This window comes from Novosphingobium cyanobacteriorum, assembly GCF_029436685.1.
GTDB classification, from domain to species: Bacteria; Pseudomonadota; Alphaproteobacteria; order Sphingomonadales; family Sphingomonadaceae; genus Novosphingobium; species Novosphingobium cyanobacteriorum.
In genome coordinates this window covers 44069-59751 of sequence record NZ_JAROCY010000004.1, presented here as the reverse complement: position 1 = coordinate 59751, position 15683 = coordinate 44069, and the positions used below count along the sequence as shown (strand labels likewise).

The window sequence follows — 15683 nt, the reverse complement described above, 5'->3', positions numbered from 1 at the left end:
AGGCTTTCACGCAAGGATATCGGCCTTCACGGCCGCAGGAAATTCTGACTGCACGGCAAAGGCATTGAACGGCATGAACTGCACGAAGAGGCCGGCGCGCACCGACCGGGGCGCATTGATGAAGCCCACGGTACCCGCCGCGCCCGACCAGCCGAACGTGCCGGCATCTTCACCCAGCCCGACCATGCCGCCCGCGCCGAAGCCGACCACGCGGCCGTTGATCTGCGGGGCGATGGCGGCAGGCGGCAGCAGGTTGGCCATGCCCAGCCGCACCGCCGCATCGCTCATCACCCGCGTGCGGCCCAGGCGCCCGCCGCCCAGCAGCATGGCGAGGAAGCGGTCATAATCGCGTGGCGAGCTGACCAGCCCGGCCCCGCCGAAGGGGAAGGCGGGAGGATCGAAATAGATCGACGCGCGCGCTGGATCCAGCGGCACCGGCATGCCATCGAAGTAGCCATAATTGGTGGTGAGCCGCGCCGCATCGCGCCGTGGAACCTGGAATGCGGTGCTTTGCATGCCGCAGGGACCAAAGATCCGTTCCGCCATGAACGCATCGAGCGGAAGGCCCGACACCACCTCTATCACCCGGCCAAGCAGATCAAGCGAAACCGAATAGGACCAGCGCTCTCCCGGTTCATAGACAAGCGGCAGCTTGGCCAAGCGATCGGCGAAGGCGGCAAGGCTGGGCGCGGGATGCAGCGTATCGAGATCAGGCATGGGCACCCGGCTGACACGCGCGGGGACCAGCCCGGCGTCTTCATAGGCCTGCTTGATCGGGCCCTTCTGCACGATGGTGTAGCCAAGGCCGGCGGTGTGGGTGAGGAGGTGGCGGATGGTGATGGGGTTGCGCACGGGGCGAACCTGATCGAGCGGGGCATCGGGATTGTCCAGCACCTGCATCCGGGCAAAGCGCGGCAGGATATCGCCAAGCGGCTGATCGAGGCCGAGCTTGCCTTCATCCGCCAGGATCATCGCGGCCATGCCCGTGATCGGCTTGGTCATCGAATAGATGCGGAACAGGCTGTCTGCGGTGACAGGGGGTGACGCGCCGCGCTCGGTGGTGCCGCGGGCGATCACATGGGGCGCGGCCTGCCCCTGCCCCAGAATGGCGACCATGCCAGGCAGCTTGCCCCCATCGACATAGCCGGTGACCAGGCGCTTCACATTGGCCCATTGCGGACCGGCGCGCGAGGCGCCGGGCAGAAGCGCGCCTGCGCCAAGCAGGGCCGACGTGCGCAGCAAGGCGCGGCGTGTAAGGGCGGTTTCGATCATCTCTCCCGGTCCCGTTCTTGCTTGCCCGCCACGCCAAGGCGCGCGGCCTTGGCGAAGACGGTGGGAAGGCCGGCCTGCTCGATCGCATCGACCGGCCACCATTCCCCGGCGGGCAGAGTAGCCGGATCGGGCGAATCGCAAAGCATCAATTGCAGTTCGAGATCGAAATGGGTGAAGCCGTGGCGGACCACGCCGCCGGAGCGCCATTCCCCGGCGAGCGGCGGCGTGGCATGGCCATCGGCACGGGCAGACCAGCCATCGTCGGGCAGCGCGCGCATGCCGCCAAGCATGCCCTTGCCCGCGCGGGTGACGAGCAGGACCGCGCCATCGCGCTCGATCCAGAAGGCGCGGCCCCTGCGCACCGGCTTGGCCTTTTTCGGCGCCTTGGCGGGCAGGCGCTCGGGCTCGCCCTGCGCCTGCGCGCGGCAGGCGGAGCGCAGCGGGCAGAGCTGGCAACGCGGGGCACGCACGGTGCAGACGGTGGCGCCGAGGTCCATCATGGCTTGCGCAAAATCGCCCGCGCGGGCCGCGGGCGTGATCGCATCGGTCGCCCTGCGGATGGCCGGGCGCGCGGCGGGCAGCGGCGTTTCGATGGCGAAGAGCCTGGCGACGACGCGCTCTACATTCGCGTCAACCACCACGGCGCGGCGGCCGAATGCGATGGCGGCCACGGCGGCGGCGGTATAGGCGCCCAGGCCGGGCAGCGCGCGCAGGCCCTCTTCCGTATCGGGAAAGGCGCCCCGCCGCGCGACTTCACGCGCGCAGGCCAGCAGGTTGCGCGCGCGGGCATAGTAGCCGAGCCCCGCCCACGCCGCCATGACATCGGCATCGGGCGCAGCGGCCAGGTCTTCAACCCGCGGCCAGAGCGACAGGAACTTTGCATAATAGGCGGTGACGGCAGCGACGGTGGTCTGCTGCAGCATCACTTCGGACAGCCACACGCGATAGGGATCGGGCGCGGGATCGCCCGGCAACGCGCGCCACGGCAGGCGGCGGGCATGGGCGTCGTACCAGCCGAGCAGGAGCGGTGCGACCACTTCTGGCGCATCAAGGATCGGGGACGGGTGCGCTTGGGTGCTGGCCTGCATCGCGCCGCTATGGCATGGGCGTACGCGATATGGAACGCGACCGCAAGGACAGGCCGGCAGGCAACCGCGCAGGCGAGAAGGGCGCAAAACCCTTTGAGCGGCAGCGCGGGGGCGAGGCGCGGCAGATTGCCGACCTGATGCCCGCGATCGGCCGCACCGCGTTCCGCCGCTTCGGCTTCGTGCAATCGAGCGTGGTGACGCGCTGGCCCGAGATCGTGGGCGCGGCGCATGCGCGGCACTGCGCCCCCGAATCGATCCGCTTTGCCCCCGGCGAGAAAAGCGAGGGCATCCTTCAGCTGGTGGTGAGCCCGGCGCACGCCCCGATCATCCAGCACGTGATCCCCGAGATCATCGAGCGGGTGAACCGCTTTTTCGGATATCGCGCGGTGGCGCGGGTGAAGATGCGTCAAGGCGCGGTTCAGGCGCCGAAACCCAAGGAAGACGCCCGGACCGCCGCGCCGCCTTCGCTCAAACCCATTCCGATGGAGCTGGGCGATTCCCTGCGCGACATCGGCGATCCGGAACTGCGCGCGGTGCTGGAATCGCTGGCGCGCAGCCTGGGGGAAGCAAGCGAGAGCAAACAGGGCAGAACATGACCAAGCTTTTCAAGACGATCGCACTGCTGATGGCGGCGCTGGCGGGGGTCGGCATGCTTTCAGCCGCGACCAAGCCCAAGGCGACGCTGGCGCCAGCGGCGAGGAACTGGAACGCCACGGTGACGAAGACGCCCAAGGGCGGCTACCTGCTCGGCAATCCCGATGCGCCGGTGAAGCTGGTCGCCTATATCAGCTATACCTGCCCGCACTGCGCGCACTTCGAACAGGAAAGCGACGCACAGCTGCGTATCGGCATGATCGGGCCGGGCAAGGGATCGCTGGAAGTGCGCCCCTTCCTACGCAACATGCTCGACGTCACCGTCTCGCTGCTGGCCGAATGCGGGCCGCCGACGAAGTTCTATGGCAACCACGCGGCGTTCCTGTCTTCTCAGCAGCAGTGGATGGCGCCGGTGCAGAGCCTGACCGAGGCGCAGAAGGCGCGCTGGAACAACCCGGACTTCGGCGCCCGGATGCGCGCGGTGGCGAGCGACCTGAAGCTGTACGACATCATGGAAAAGCGCGGATATGGCCGCGCCGAAGTGGACCGCTGCCTGTCCAACCGCGCACTGGGCGACCAGCTGGCCAAGCAGACGCAGGACGCGGTGGAGAACGACAACGTGCAGGGCACGCCTTCGTTCGTGCTGAACGGCGTGCCGCTGGCGGGAACATATGACTGGGACGCGCTGAAGCCGCAGGTGGAAGCGCGCCTGCGCTGAGGATAAGTGCCGCTTCATGCGCTTCAATCCGGGCGCAGGATCGGCTAGCCAATTGCCACAACCAACGGAAAGCCCGAATCCCATGACGCTTGTCCGCAATACGCTGTTCACCGTTTCGATCGCCGCGCTGTCGCTGGGCCTTGCCGCCTGCGACAAGAAGGACGGCGACCCATTGGCCACGCAGACCACCGCCACGGCGCTGGCCAAGGTGGCCCCGCCCGCCGGCAAGGAATGGGCCGACGTGATCAGCACGACGCCCGAAGGCGGATACCGCATGGGCAACCCCGATGCGCCGATCAAGCTGATCGAATATGGCTCGCTTACCTGCCCGCACTGCGCCGAGTTCAGCGAAAAGGGCTTTCCCAAGCTGCGCGACGAATATGTCGCATCGGGCCGCGTCTCGATCGAATTCCGCAACTTCGTGCGTGACAAGTTCGACACCGCGCTGGTCATGCTGACCCATTGTGGCGAGCCGGAAAGCTTCTTCGCGCTGACCGAGCAGGTATTCGCCAACCAGAAGGAGCTGTTCGACAAGCTGCAGCCGCTGGCGCAGGACCCGGCGATGGCATCGGTCCCGGCGGACAAGCTGTTTCCGGTGCTGGGCGAACGTGGCGGGCTGATCGACTTCTTCGCCGCGCGCGGCATCGCCAAGGACAAGGCAGCGCAGTGCCTGGCCAACACCGGCACCGCGCAGCAACTGGCCGACCAGGTGCAGAAGAGCGTGGACCAGTACAACATCGAAGGCACGCCGACCTTCATCATGAACGGCACCAAGATCGACAACGTCGCTTCTTGGGAAGGGCTGGAGCCGATCCTGCAGAACGCGGGCGCGCGTTGATGCTTGCAGCGTAGGAACGGCCTGTGGGGGGGCCGGCGCCGATGCAGTTCAAGCGCCTGAAGCTTGCGGGCTTCAAGAGCTTTGTCGAGCCTGCCGAACTGCGCATCGAACCCGGCCTGACCGGCGTGGTTGGCCCCAATGGCTGCGGCAAATCAAACCTGCTGGAGGCGATCCGGTGGGTGATGGGCGAAAGCAGCCCCAAGTCCATGCGCGGCGGCGGCATGGAAGACGTGATCTTTGCCGGCACGGCCAACCGCCCCGCGCGCGATTTTGCCGAAGTGATGCTGACCGCCGAGACCGACCCCGGCGGGCCGCACGGTGGCGAGCTTGAAGTCGTCCGCCGGATCGAACGCGGTGCAGGCAGCGCCTATCGCGTGAATGGCAAGGACGTGCGCGCCAAGGACGTGGCGCTGGTCTTTGCCGATGCCGCCACTGGCGCGCACAGCCCCGCACTGGTGAGCCAGGGCCGCATCGCGGCCGTGATCGCGGCCAAGCCCGCCGAACGGCGCATGATGCTGGAAGAAGCGGCGGGCATCGCGGGCCTGCACGTGCGGCGGCGCGACGCCGAACAGAAGCTGCGCGCCACCGAAGCCAACCTTGCCCGGCTGGAAGACATGATGGCGGGGCTGGAAAGCCAGATCGCCACGCTGCGGCGGCAGGCCCGCGCCGCCGAGCGATACAAGGCGGTGAGCGAGAAGATCCGCGTGGCCGAGGCGCGGCTGGTCTTTGCACGCTGGCGCGATGCCGCCGCCGCTGCCGATGCCGCGCGCAAGGAGGCCGCTGCAGCCGAGGCGGCGGTGCTGGCGGCGCAGGGCGCGGCGCAAAAGGCGCAGGGCGCGCAGCACCTGGCAGGCGCGGCGCTGGCGCTGGCGCGCGAGGACCTGTTCGACCGGCGGCAGGATTCCGGCGCGCATGGCCAGCGCATGGCCGCGCTGACAGCGCAACTGGAAGCGGCGGAACAGCGGCTGGCCGACATCGACCGCCAGTTGCGCCGCATCGAGGATGACCGCACGCAGGCCGACCGCCTGACCGCAGACGCCGCGACTGCGCTCGCCCGGCTTGAGGCCGACGCCGCCACCGCCGAAGCCGCGCTTGCCGGCGACGAAGCGCGGCGCCCGCAGGCTGCGGCTGCGCTGGAGGATGCCGAGCGGGCCGGCCGCGTGGCCGAACTGGCGCTGGCGCAGAAGGTGGCGGACCAGGCCGGGATCGACGCCGAATGGCGCGTGGCCGAAGCGGCGGTGAGCGCGGCCAGGGCTCGGCTGGTGCGCGTGGAGAGCGATGCGGCGCGATTGGCCGGGCAGGCCGAGGCGCTGGCGCGCGAGCCCGACCCGGCCCTGCAGATTGTCGAGGCCGGCGCAAGGCGGGATGCCGCCGCCGCCGAACTGGCCGAAGCGCAGGCGCGCCGAACGGCGCTGAACACGCAGCGCGAGGAGCTGGTCACCGCGCGCGATGCCGCCGCCAATGCACTCGCCGCCGCCCGCGCGGACCTTGCCGGGATCGAGCGCGAGGCCGAGGCGCTGGCGCGCGACAAGGCGGCGCGAGAAAAGGCCGCCGCCGCCAAGGGGCGTGGCAGGAGCGCCATCTCTGGCAGCCGCGCCGCGCCGGGATACGAACGCGCGCTGGCCGCAGTGCTGGGGCGCGATGCCGCCGCGCCGGTTGGCCCTGCGCCACAGGGTGCGGACGGGCGGTTCTGGACCGGGGCCGAAAAGGCCGAGGCGCTGCCCGATGCGCTGCTGCATCACGTGCCCGCCTGCCCGCCCGAACTGGCAGCGCGCCTTGCGCTGGTGCGGGTGGCCGATGCCGACGAAGGTCAGCCGCTGAAGACCGGCGAATGGCTGGTGACCCGTGCCGGACACTTGCGGCGCTGGGACGGCTTCGTGGCGCGCGGCGAAGGCGCGGCGGAAGCGGCGGCGCTGGAAGCGGAAAACCGGCTGGAGGAGCTTCAGGCACGCCTGCCCGCGCTGCGGGAGGCGGTGACCGACGCCGATCGGGCGCATGAAGCGGCGCGCAGCGGGCTGAACACGGTGCAGGCGGAACTGGCGATCGTGGAACGCACGCTGACCAGCGCCGCCGATGCCGAACGCGCCGCGCTGCGCGCGCTCGATGCTGCCGAGGCGGCACAGGCGCGCATGGCCGCGCGCAAGGCGGAACTCGACCGCGTGCTGGCGGACCTTGCCGATCAGCGCAGCGCCGCCGGTGCCGAAGTTCAGGCCGCCGAGGCGCGGCGCGCGGCCCTGCCCGATCCGGCGCTGGGCCGTGCCGAGGTGGACGCAGCGCGCGCCCGGCACGAGGCTGCGCGCGCAACGCTGCAATCAGCGACCGCGGCGCTCGCCGCGCTGGAACAGGCCGTGGCCGTGGGACGGGAGCGGCAGGCCGCGCTGAAGGCTGACATCCGCAACTGGCAGGGCCGCGCCGGGGATGCCGCACGGCGGCTGGCCGATATGGCGAGCCGCGCCGAAGAACTGGCGCAGGACCGCGAGGTGATTGCCGCCAAGCCCGCCGGGCTGATGCGCGAGATCGAGAGCGGCGAGGCGATCCGCAACCGCCTGCTGCAGGAACTGGCCAGCGCCGAAGCCGCGCTGGCCGCAGGAGAGGATGCGGCGCGCCGGGCCGATGCCGCGCTCGCCGCCGCGAACGAGAGCCTCGCCAGCGCACGCGAAAGCCGCGCCGGATCGGCCGCCCGGGCAGAGGCCGAGGACCAGCGGCGGCAGGAAATGGCGGGCATTTCCGGCGAACGCTTCCAGTGCCCGCCGCCTCTGCTGCCCGAACGCTTCGCCTTCGCCTCGGCCGAAGTGGGTGCGGCAGGCGCGGAAAGCGCCGAGCATGACCGGCTGGTGGCCGAGCGCGAACGGATCGGGCCGGTCAACCTTGTCGCGGCGGAAGAGCTGGCCGAGGCCGAGGCGCGCCATGGCACCAGCGTGGCCGAGCAGGCCGAGCTGACCGAGGCGGTGCATCGCCTGCGCGGTTCGATCGGCAACCTCAACCGCGAGGGGCGCGAACGGCTGCGCGCCGCGTTCGAAGCGGTGGACGGCCATTTCCGCCGCCTGTTCACCCGCCTGTTCGGCGGCGGCGAAGCGCACCTGGCGCTGGTGGACAGCGATGATCCGCTGGAGGCCGGCCTCGAAATCTTCGCCCAGCCGCCGGGCAAGCGGCTGCAGTCGCTCACTCTGCTGTCGGGCGGGGAGCAGGCGCTGACCGCGGTGGCGCTGATCTTCGCGCTGTTCCTCACCAACCCCGCGCCGATCTGCGTGCTCGACGAAGTGGACGCCCCGCTCGACGATGCCAACGTCGAACGCTTCTGCGACATGCTGGACGCCATGGTGGGCGAAACCAGGACCCGCTACCTGATCGTGACGCACAACGCCGTGACGATGAGCCGGATGCACCGCCTGTTCGGCGTGACCATGGTGGAACAGGGCGTCTCCCGCCTCGTCAGCGTGGACCTTGGTGGTGCGGTGGACCTGCTGGCAACCGCCTAGACCTGATCGAGCACATAGCGCGGCCCCGGGCCTGCGGCGCCCGCCCGGTCTTCCTTGTTGGTGAGCGCGCAGCGTTCAAGGCTGAGGCAGCCGCAGCCGATGCATTCGTCCAGCTTGTTGCGCGTGCGGGTGAGCAGCTGGATCCGGCTGTCGATCTCCTTGCGCAGCGAGCGGCTGATGCGCTGCCAGTCCATCACCGTGGGCGTGCGCCCCTGCGGCAGCGCCGCCAGCTCACGCTCGATCTCGTTGAGGCCAAGCCCCAGCTTCTGGGCGATCAGCACGAAGCTCAACCGGCGGATGTCGGCGCGCAGGAACCGGCGCTGGTTTCCGCCCGTGCGGACGGATTGCACCAGCCCGCGCTCCTCGTAGTAACGGATGGCCGAAACGGCGAGGCCAGTGCGCCGCGCCAGCGTGCCGATGGGGATCAGATCGTTGCGGTTCATCAGGTTCCCCTCGCCAATCCCCTTGGGCACTTGACCTCAAGTTCGCTTGAGGTTGCATAAACCGGTGCGGCGATTCGCGCCAGATAAGGGAAAGGACTCAAGTAGATGCCCGTCGCACGGCTTGAACACGTGAACATCCGGGTCAGCGATCCGGACCGGACCGCCGCCTTCCTGGCTAAGCTGACAGGATGGACAGAACGCTGGCGCGGCCCCGCCATCGACGATGGCTGGACCATCCACCTCGGCGCGGAATTTGATTACATCGCGCTCTACACGCCCAAGGAAGGCGTGCCCGGCCCCTTTCCCAAGGGCAACCCGCTGCAACACGTGGGCATCGTGGTGGACGATCTGGACGCCGCCGAGCAGGTGGTGATCGCCCATGGCTACGAACCGTTCAGCCACGCAGACTATGCGCCGGGGCGCAGGTTCTATTTCTACGATCACGACGGGATCGAGTTCGAACTTGTCAGCTATGGGTGAGCGAACTCAACCCGCTGCCAGACCCACAGTCAGGCAGGCCAGCGCCATCAGCAGCCCGGCGAAGCGGTTGGAACGGAACTTGGTGAGCGGGTCCGCGCCGTCTTCGCGCAGGGTCAGCACCTGCCAGCCGAGGTGCGCCGCCATCGGCGCCAGCGCCAGCAGCGCCAGCGGATCGGGCCGCACCAGCCACAGCGCCCCTGCCCAGCAGGCCAGCGCCAGCGCATAGAGCCCGCCCACGCCCGCCTTCACATGCTTGCCGAACGAAAGCGCGGACGATCCGATGCCGACCAGCGCATCGTCCTCGCGGTCCTGCAGCGCGTAGATCGTGTCATAGGCCATGCACCAGCCCCAGCACCCGGCATAGAGCAGCGCCAGGGGGCCAAGGCCTTCGAACCCGCGCGCCTCGATCCAGCCGACGGGCGCGCCCCAGGTGAAGACCAGGCCCAGCCACGCCTGCGGCCAGCCGGTGATGCGCTTCATGAAGGGATAGGCCGCCACCAGCGCCAGGCTGCCCAGCGCCACCACCTGCGCCTGCCAGCGCAGCTGCAGCAGGACCACCAGCCCCACCGCGCAGAGCGAGAGCAGCCAGGCCCATGCCTGCTTCCTGGAAACCGCGCCGCTCGCCACCGGCCGCGCCGCGGTGCGCGCCACGCGGGCATCGAGATCGGCATCGACGATATCGTTATAGACGCAGCCCGCCCCGCGCATGGCGATCGCGCCCAGCAGCATCCACAGCAGCACGTCCCACCGCGCCGCGCCGCCACCCAGGAACAGGCCCCAGGCGCAGGGCCAGAACAGCAGCCACCAGCCGATCGGCCGGTCGAACCGCGCCAGCAGCGCATAGTTGCGCATCGTGGCCGGCAACCGCGCCACCAGCCCGCGATGTTCGCTGTCGGGTACGATCTGCGCGGCAGGGTCCATCGGCGTTCCCTGCTCCGGATTGGCGGCACGAGCAAGACGGATGCTCGACAAAACGGACGCAAAAAGGGTGGCGCAACCGCTTGCCGAGCGGGAACCCGGCGATATCGTGCATGGCTCAGCCGTCGTACCGGGGGGAACGACACCGATGCACGTACATCCGCCAAAGCCGCTGCACGGCTGGAAGGAATTCGCGAACGAGATCTTCGTGATCGTGGTCGGCGTCCTGATCGCGCTGGGGTTCGAGCAGGTGGTGGAGGAACTGCACTGGCGGCACAAGGTGCATGACGGGGAGGAGCGGCTGAAAGTCGAGCTGCTCACCCTTTCCGCCAATCTCGCCGAATATGTCGAGACCGCGCCCTGCGTGGAGGCGCAGTTGGGCCGGATCGAGGCGAAGACGCTGGCTGCCGGCGGGCACATTGATCCCGTGCCGCTCGTCCGGTCGCCCGGATTGCCGGAAACCGTGGTGCGGATGCCAATGCGGGTCTGGTCCGCGCAGACTTGGCAAACCCTGCAGCAGGACGGAACCGCCAACCACCTGACCAACGATCAGCAGAACAACCTCAACATCACCTACCAGCAGCTCGATTCCATTCAGCGCTTCAACATTGCATCGCTGGAAGGCTGGAGCCGTCTGCGGCTGGCCGCCTACCCAGTCGCGCTGTCCCCGGAGCTGCGCGCCGACCTCCTGCGGGACATCTGGGCGCAGCAGGTCCGCACGCGCGCCGGCAGCCTGATCGCCCTGCAGATGCTGGCGCGCATTCGCCGGCTCGAATTCGCCCCGTCGGATGCGGAAATCAATGACCGCCTGCGCCGGCTGCACACGGGCACCGCGCAGACTGTGGACTATTGCAAGGCCGGAGGCCTGCCGCTGGATGACTGGCGCCAGCGGGTCGCCGCCCTGCCCGCCGCCCCTTCACCGCGGAGGCCCTGACATGCACGTACACCCACCCAAGCCGCTCCATGGCTGGAAGGAGTTCCTCAACGAGATCTTCGTGATTGTCGTCGGCGTGCTGATCGCGCTGGGGTTCGAACAGATCGTCGAAGAACTGCACTGGCGGCACAAGGTGCATGAGGGCGAGGAGCGGCTGAAGGTCGAGCTCGACGGTGCATTCAAGTCCGCGATCTTCCAGGTGGTGCTCGCGCCCTGCAAGTCCGCCGAATTCGATGTCCTGGCCGATCGCGTGCTCAGGAGCGGCGCAACGCTCGATCCCGCCCCGACCGAGGCCTTGAGCCCGCGGACCGCCTTCATCGGCGATGGCGGCAATGTCTTCAACGGCACGATCCGCCTGCTGTCCGGCCCGGTCTGGGAATCGCTCAAAGCCGACGGCACCACGGTTCACATGCCTGTGCGCGAGCAGCGCCGCCTCGCCATCATCTATCGTCAGATGGAGATCAACGAAACGATGCTGCGCGGTTCGCCTCCGCTTTCGAAGCTGCGGTATCCCATGCCGCTCGATCCGGCCACGCGGCAGGCGCTGCTGTCGGATATCGAGGCCAACCGCCGCGCGCGGTTTTCCATGGCGGGTTCTGCGGCGCAGGTGGCGGCGGCGATCCGCGACATCGGCTATGCCCCCTCGCCCGCTGCCGTGGACGCCTATCTCGCCGACGCCGCGAAGATCCAGATCGCGCAGTGCCGCAAGCAGGGCCACCCGCTGGCCGACTGGCGCAAGGTGCTAGGCGTGCAGCTGACGCTGGACCAGCTGGGCCTTTGAGCCTGCTGGCGCAGCCCGCCCCCGCACGCTAATCCGCGAGGATGACCACGCACAATCCCGCCACGCCGGCCTGGCCGCCGAAGTCCGCGCCGCGCCTGTTCGTGCCCGGCCCGCTGGCCGAAGGCGCGTCCGTCGCGCTTGAGGGCCAGCAGGCGCATTACCTGGGCAAGGTGATGCGGGCCGCGCCCGGCGATGCGGTGATCCTGTGCGATGACGCAACCGGCGAATGGCTCGCCAGCGTGGCGCACGCGGGCAAGCGGGACGTGGCGCTGTCCGTCGAACGCCTGCTCCGCCCGCGCGAGGCGGTGCCCGATTTCCGGCTGTGCCCGGCGCTGCTGAAGAAGGACCGCTTTGACCTGGTGCTGGAAAAGGCGACCGAACTGGGCGTCGCCGCGATCCAGCCCGTGATCACCCGCCGCTGCGTGGCCGACAGGCTGAACCCCGACCGCGCCCGCACCATCGTGACCGAGGCGGCGGAGCAATGCGCCCGCACCGCCCTGCCCGTGCTGGCCGATCCGGTAAAGCTGGACGCGCTGCTGCGCGACTGGCCAGATGGGCGCACGCTGTTCTTCGCCGACGAGAACGGCGGGCAGCCGGCCGCCGCCGCCTTTGCCGCGCATCCCGGCCCTGCCGGCCTGCTGATCGGCCCCGAAGGCGGCTTCGACGATGCCGAGCGCACCGCAATCCGCGCCCATCCCGCCGCCGTGCCGATTGCGCTTGGCCCGCGGATCCTGCGCGGAGAGACCGCCGCCATCGCCGCAACGGCGCTGTGGATGGGCCTTTCCGGCGACTGGAAGGCGTGATCCGTCCGTTTTCTGGATTGCTGCGTTTCAGATTTCACGCTGGCGTTAACGCTCTCCACCCATTAACGGCACGCGCATGAGCACGCGACAGGTTTCAGACAGCAACGAACCGGTGATCGAGAGCCGGGACCAGCTCATCACGCCCATGCAGAAGGGCGAGAAGCCGCGCGAGCGCTGGCGCATCGGCACCGAGCACGAGAAGTTCGTCTATCGCACTGCCGACCACCGCGCGCCGTCCTATGGTGAGCCCGGCGGCATCCGTGACCTGCTGATGGCCCTGACCGAATATGGCTGGGAGCCGGTGATGGAAGGCGAAAACGTGATCGCCATGTCCGGCCCCGACGGCGCGGTCAGCCTTGAACCGGCAGGCCAGCTGGAGCTTTCAGGCGCCCCGCTGGAAAACCTGCACGAGACCTGCCAGGAAACCGGGCGTCACCTCGCCCAGGTGAAGACCATCGGCGACAGGCTGGGTCTCGGCTATCTCGGCCTTGGCCTGTGGCCCGACAAGACCCGGGCCGAGCTGCCGATCATGCCCAAGGGCCGCTATGACATCATGCTGCGCCACATGCCGCGCGTCGGCTCGATGGGGCTGGACATGATGCTGCGCACCTGCACCATCCAGACCAACCTCGATTATTCGAGCGAGGCGGACATGGCGCAGAAATTCCGCGTGAGCCTTGCGCTGCAGCCGCTCGCCACCGCGCTCTTCGCCAATTCGCCTTTCCTGGAAGGCAAGCCCAACGGCTTCCTCTCCTATCGCAGCCACATCTGGACCGATACCGATCCGGCGCGCACCGGCATGCTCGGCTTCGTGTTCGAAGAGGGCTTCGGCTATGAACGCTATGTCGACTACATGCTCGACGTGCCGATGTACTTCGTCTTCCGTGACGGGAAATACATCGATGCCTCCGGCCAGTCGTTCCGCGATTTCCTGAAGGGCGAACTGCCCGCCCTGCCCGGCGAACTGCCGCGCGAATCCGACTGGATCGACCACCTGTCCACCGCCTTCCCCGAAGTGCGGCTGAAGTCCTTCCTGGAAATGCGTGGCGCCGATGGCGGCCCGTGGAGCCGCATCTGCGCGCTGCCGGCGCTGTGGGTCGGCCTGCTTTATGATCAGGGCGCGCTTGATGCGGCGTGGGACCTGGTCAAGGACTGGGACATGGACGGGCGCGAACGGCTGCGCGCCGAAGTGCCCCGGCTTGGCCTTGATGCGCCGATCCCCGGCGGCGGCACGCTGCGCGACATCGCGGGCCAGGCGCTGGCCATCGCACGCGGCGGCCTGTCCGCCCGCGCCCGGCTGAACGCGGCGGGCGACAACGAAACCGGCTATCTCCTGCCGCTTGACGAGATCGTGGCGCAGGGCAAGACACCGGCCGAGCGGCTGCTTGACCTTTATCACGGCGAATGGGGCGGCGATCTTTCGAAGATCTACGAAGCCAAAAGCTTCTGATCCTGCCCGCACTGGAAGGGAACAAGGCGATGATCATGGTGATCGGCAGCGTGCGCGTGCCGCTGGAAAACGTCGAACCGATCCTGCCGATGATGGAAAAGGTCGTCGCCGCCACCCGTGCAGAGGATGGCTGCATCCTCTATGCCTATTCGCGAGACCTGATCGAGCCCGACCTGTTCCGCATTACCGAAAAGTGGCGCGACCGCGCCGCGCTCGACGCCCATTTCAAGACCGAGCACATGGCCGTCTGGGCGCAGGAACGCGCCGGCCTCGGCATGTTCGACCGCGATATCAAGATATTCGAAACCGACGACGGCACCCCGGTCTGATCGGTTGCGCCAGCACCCTTCGACAGGCTCAGGGTGAGCGGCGTTGGGTAAAGCGGATAGTTAGATTGGGCCGTCACCCTCAAACCGCTCGTGGTGAGCCTGTCGAACCACCACCGGGCGACGCCCGCCCCTTTCACTCCGCGGGCTGCAAGGCCGCCGCGCTGCGCCGATGCCGCGCCGTCACCAACCGGCCCAGCCGGTACAGGCGCGATGTGATCAGGCCATGTTCGTTCATCCACGCGTGATAGGCGCGGTACTTCGCATCCTCGCCCAGCAGGTGCTTTTCCTCGGTGCGCGCGCGCCAGTAATAGACCGCGCTCACCAGCCCCAGCGTCACCGTGTTGCGCACCACGTCCACCAGTGATCCGCTCGTCGCCAGGAACGGCATGGTCGCCAGCCACCAGTAGGTGTTCTTGGAAAGATAGGCCGGGTGCCGGGTATAGGCATAGGGCCCGTTGGTCAGCACGCCGCGATAGGTAAGGTTGGAAAAGCGCAGGCCGAACGCCACCGTGGCCCAGGCATAGATGCCGGTCAGCACCACCAGCAGCACCGCCCAGACCCACAGCAGCGGCGTGTAATCCTGCAGCCACACGTTCCATTCGGCGGTGTTCTGGTGATAATCCAGCACCGCGCCATCGCCCATCAGAATGAACGGGGGATAGCAGATCAGCGCCGAGACCCACCCGCCCAGAAAGGGATTGGCGGTGCGGATTTGCGCATCCAGCGGCTTCATCGTCAGCAGGTAGCCGACCATGGCGATCTGCACGTCGACCATGAACATGAACTGGATCGTCGCATCGCCGATCGCCACCGGATGAAACGGCACCTGGCTCCAATCCATGTTGACCATGGCCAGGAAACCGCCGGGCAGGATCATGATCATGAAGGCGCAGAAAAAGCCCTTCACCGCCCAGGCGCGCAGGTGGTGCCACACCTGCTCGATGTCGTAAGGCTCGCGCCCGATCAGCAGCGCGCCGAAATGCCAGGCGCCATCGCGCGGGTTCACCAGCACGCGATCCAGCCACAGCACATAGGGAATGGCGCCCAGGAACATCAGCGGGGCGATGGTCGTCAGGATATCCATCGCGAACAGGTATCCGCCGCGCCAGTACCAGCGGCCCAGGCAATAGACGAAGCCGATGATCGACCACGTGGCCCACAGGCCGGCAATCTTGGTGATCGAAACGTCCATCACGTTGCGCAGGGGGCGCGGATTGTCCCAATCGATCCCGGTGGAGGGGCGGCGATGCACCTTGTCCACCAACAGCGACCACAGCACCATCGGCGTGCCGGAAAAGAGCAGCGCGGCCAGCGCGGCATTGGCGCCGTTCAGCCGCTCGTGCGGCCCCGGCAGTGCCAGCGCATCGGAAATCGCCGGCCAGTTGCGACAGACCAGCAGCCACACCAGCAGGCCGGCCAGGCCGGAAAGGCCCACCGCAGCGGACACATCGCTTTCAGGGCGCTGGCGCGGGGCCGCGGCGGACGGATCGGTGCTCATGGTCTGTCGCGATAGCGCGAAGGGGTGAGCAAATGGTGAAAGGGCTACCGCACGGGGC

The 15683-nt window shown here is 68.5% G+C and carries 15 protein-coding genes; 10 read left to right on the top strand and 5 right to left on the bottom strand.

The window, feature by feature from the left end:
• Window positions 1-6: 6 nt before the first annotated feature.
• Both POM99_RS05105 and POM99_RS05100 read right to left on the bottom strand, forming a co-directional pair.
• Window positions 7-1272 carry a serine hydrolase domain-containing protein gene (locus POM99_RS05105; protein WP_277275781.1) on the bottom strand — a complete coding sequence of 422 codons (1266 nt, stop codon included), beginning with the start codon at window positions 1270-1272 and terminating at the stop codon, window positions 7-9.
• On the bottom strand, window positions 1269-2360 hold the full coding sequence (locus POM99_RS05100; RefSeq protein ID WP_277275780.1) for an A/G-specific adenine glycosylase: 1092 nt from the start codon (window positions 2358-2360) through the stop codon (window positions 1269-1271). The genes POM99_RS05105 and POM99_RS05100 overlap by 4 nt, the downstream gene beginning before the upstream one ends.
• 29 nt (window positions 2361-2389) lie before the next feature.
• On the opposite strand from POM99_RS05100, the gene POM99_RS05095 reads away from it, so the two are divergent.
• The 4 genes from POM99_RS05095 to smc all read left to right on the top strand — a co-directional run bounded on the left by POM99_RS05095 (window position 2390) and on the right by smc (window position 7989).
• The gene (locus POM99_RS05095) at window positions 2390-2956 is read left to right on the top strand and encodes a DUF721 domain-containing protein (protein ID WP_277275991.1); all 567 of its coding nucleotides are present in this window, start codon (window positions 2390-2392) and stop codon (window positions 2954-2956) included.
• A complete protein-coding gene (locus POM99_RS05090; RefSeq protein ID WP_277275779.1) occupies window positions 2953-3672 on the top strand; it encodes a DsbA family protein in 720 nt (239 codons plus the stop codon). The genes POM99_RS05095 and POM99_RS05090 overlap by 4 nt, the downstream gene beginning before the upstream one ends.
• An 82-nt stretch (window positions 3673-3754) precedes the next feature.
• Window positions 3755-4510, top strand: a complete 756-nt coding sequence (locus tag POM99_RS05085; RefSeq protein ID WP_277275778.1) for a thioredoxin domain-containing protein — start codon at window positions 3755-3757, stop codon at window positions 4508-4510.
• Between the two features lie 41 nt (window positions 4511-4551).
• Window positions 4552-7989: a chromosome segregation protein SMC gene (gene smc / locus POM99_RS05080; protein WP_277275777.1), complete on the top strand. Its 3438-nt coding sequence runs from the start codon at window positions 4552-4554 to the stop codon at window positions 7987-7989.
• On the opposite strand, the gene soxR is transcribed toward smc, so the two are convergent.
• Window positions 7986-8432: a redox-sensitive transcriptional activator SoxR gene (gene soxR / locus POM99_RS05075; RefSeq protein ID WP_277275776.1), complete on the bottom strand. Its 447-nt coding sequence runs from the start codon at window positions 8430-8432 to the stop codon at window positions 7986-7988. The two genes, smc and soxR, sit on opposite strands and share 4 nt — an antisense overlap.
• Window positions 8433-8537: 105 nt before the next feature.
• Between soxR and POM99_RS05070 the strand changes: the two genes are divergently transcribed.
• Window positions 8538-8912, top strand: a complete 375-nt coding sequence (locus tag POM99_RS05070; protein ID WP_277275775.1) for a VOC family protein — start codon at window positions 8538-8540, stop codon at window positions 8910-8912.
• A gap of 6 nt (window positions 8913-8918) precedes the next feature.
• Here POM99_RS05070 and ubiA read toward each other — a convergent pair whose 3' ends face one another.
• Window positions 8919-9833, bottom strand: coding sequence for a 4-hydroxybenzoate octaprenyltransferase (gene ubiA, locus POM99_RS05065; protein WP_277275774.1), 915 nt, complete (start codon window positions 9831-9833; stop codon window positions 8919-8921).
• Between the two features lie 40 nt (window positions 9834-9873).
• Here ubiA and POM99_RS05060 point away from each other — a divergent pair, with 40 nt between their 5' ends.
• From POM99_RS05060 to POM99_RS05040, 5 genes are all read left to right on the top strand, one after another.
• A complete protein-coding gene (locus POM99_RS05060; protein WP_277275773.1) occupies window positions 9874-10764 on the top strand; it encodes a hypothetical protein in 891 nt (296 codons plus the stop codon).
• A 1-nt stretch (window position 10765) separates the two neighbouring features.
• The gene (locus POM99_RS05055; protein WP_277275772.1) at window positions 10766-11545 is read left to right on the top strand and encodes a hypothetical protein; all 780 of its coding nucleotides are present in this window, start codon (window positions 10766-10768) and stop codon (window positions 11543-11545) included.
• Between the two features lie 41 nt (window positions 11546-11586).
• Window positions 11587-12348, top strand: a complete 762-nt coding sequence (locus POM99_RS05050) for a 16S rRNA (uracil(1498)-N(3))-methyltransferase (protein ID WP_277275771.1) — start codon at window positions 11587-11589, stop codon at window positions 12346-12348.
• A gap of 76 nt (window positions 12349-12424) precedes the next feature.
• The gene (locus tag POM99_RS05045) at window positions 12425-13798 is read left to right on the top strand and encodes a glutamate--cysteine ligase (protein WP_277275770.1); all 1374 of its coding nucleotides are present in this window, start codon (window positions 12425-12427) and stop codon (window positions 13796-13798) included.
• Window positions 13799-13827: 29 nt separating this feature from the next.
• Window positions 13828-14127 (top strand): putative quinol monooxygenase, encoded by a 300-nt coding sequence (locus tag POM99_RS05040; protein WP_277275769.1) that lies wholly within the window; start codon window positions 13828-13830, stop codon window positions 14125-14127.
• Between the two features lie 133 nt (window positions 14128-14260).
• Here the strand turns inward: POM99_RS05040 and POM99_RS05035 are convergent, their stop codons facing one another.
• Window positions 14261-15625, bottom strand: coding sequence for a methyltransferase family protein (locus POM99_RS05035; protein WP_277275768.1), 1365 nt, complete (start codon window positions 15623-15625; stop codon window positions 14261-14263).
• Between the last annotated feature and the right edge of the window lie 58 nt (window positions 15626-15683).

Excerpts from the sequence above, each read along its gene's own strand:
- POM99_RS05105 (WP_277275781.1), bottom strand. The coding sequence starts at position 1,272 with ATGATCGAAACCGCCCTTACACGCCGCGCCTTGCTGCGCACGTCGGCC.
- POM99_RS05100 (WP_277275780.1), bottom strand. The coding sequence starts at position 2,360 with ATGCAGGCCAGCACCCAAGCGCACCCGTCCCCGATCCTTGATGCGCCA.
- POM99_RS05095 (WP_277275991.1), top strand. The coding sequence starts at position 2,390 with ATGGAACGCGACCGCAAGGACAGGCCGGCAGGCAACCGCGCAGGCGAG.
- POM99_RS05090 (WP_277275779.1), top strand. The coding sequence starts at position 2,953 with ATGACCAAGCTTTTCAAGACGATCGCACTGCTGATGGCGGCGCTGGCG.
- POM99_RS05085 (WP_277275778.1), top strand. The coding sequence starts at position 3,755 with ATGACGCTTGTCCGCAATACGCTGTTCACCGTTTCGATCGCCGCGCTG.
- smc (WP_277275777.1), top strand. The coding sequence starts at position 4,552 with ATGCAGTTCAAGCGCCTGAAGCTTGCGGGCTTCAAGAGCTTTGTCGAG.
- soxR (WP_277275776.1), bottom strand. The coding sequence starts at position 8,432 with ATGAACCGCAACGATCTGATCCCCATCGGCACGCTGGCGCGGCGCACT.
- POM99_RS05070 (WP_277275775.1), top strand. The coding sequence starts at position 8,538 with ATGCCCGTCGCACGGCTTGAACACGTGAACATCCGGGTCAGCGATCCG.
- ubiA (WP_277275774.1), bottom strand. The coding sequence starts at position 9,833 with ATGGACCCTGCCGCGCAGATCGTACCCGACAGCGAACATCGCGGGCTG.
- POM99_RS05060 (WP_277275773.1), top strand. The coding sequence starts at position 9,874 with ATGCTCGACAAAACGGACGCAAAAAGGGTGGCGCAACCGCTTGCCGAG.
- POM99_RS05055 (WP_277275772.1), top strand. The coding sequence starts at position 10,766 with ATGCACGTACACCCACCCAAGCCGCTCCATGGCTGGAAGGAGTTCCTC.
- POM99_RS05050 (WP_277275771.1), top strand. The coding sequence starts at position 11,587 with ATGACCACGCACAATCCCGCCACGCCGGCCTGGCCGCCGAAGTCCGCG.
- POM99_RS05045 (WP_277275770.1), top strand. The coding sequence starts at position 12,425 with ATGAGCACGCGACAGGTTTCAGACAGCAACGAACCGGTGATCGAGAGC.
- POM99_RS05040 (WP_277275769.1), top strand. The coding sequence starts at position 13,828 with ATGATCATGGTGATCGGCAGCGTGCGCGTGCCGCTGGAAAACGTCGAA.
- POM99_RS05035 (WP_277275768.1), bottom strand. The coding sequence starts at position 15,625 with ATGAGCACCGATCCGTCCGCCGCGGCCCCGCGCCAGCGCCCTGAAAGC.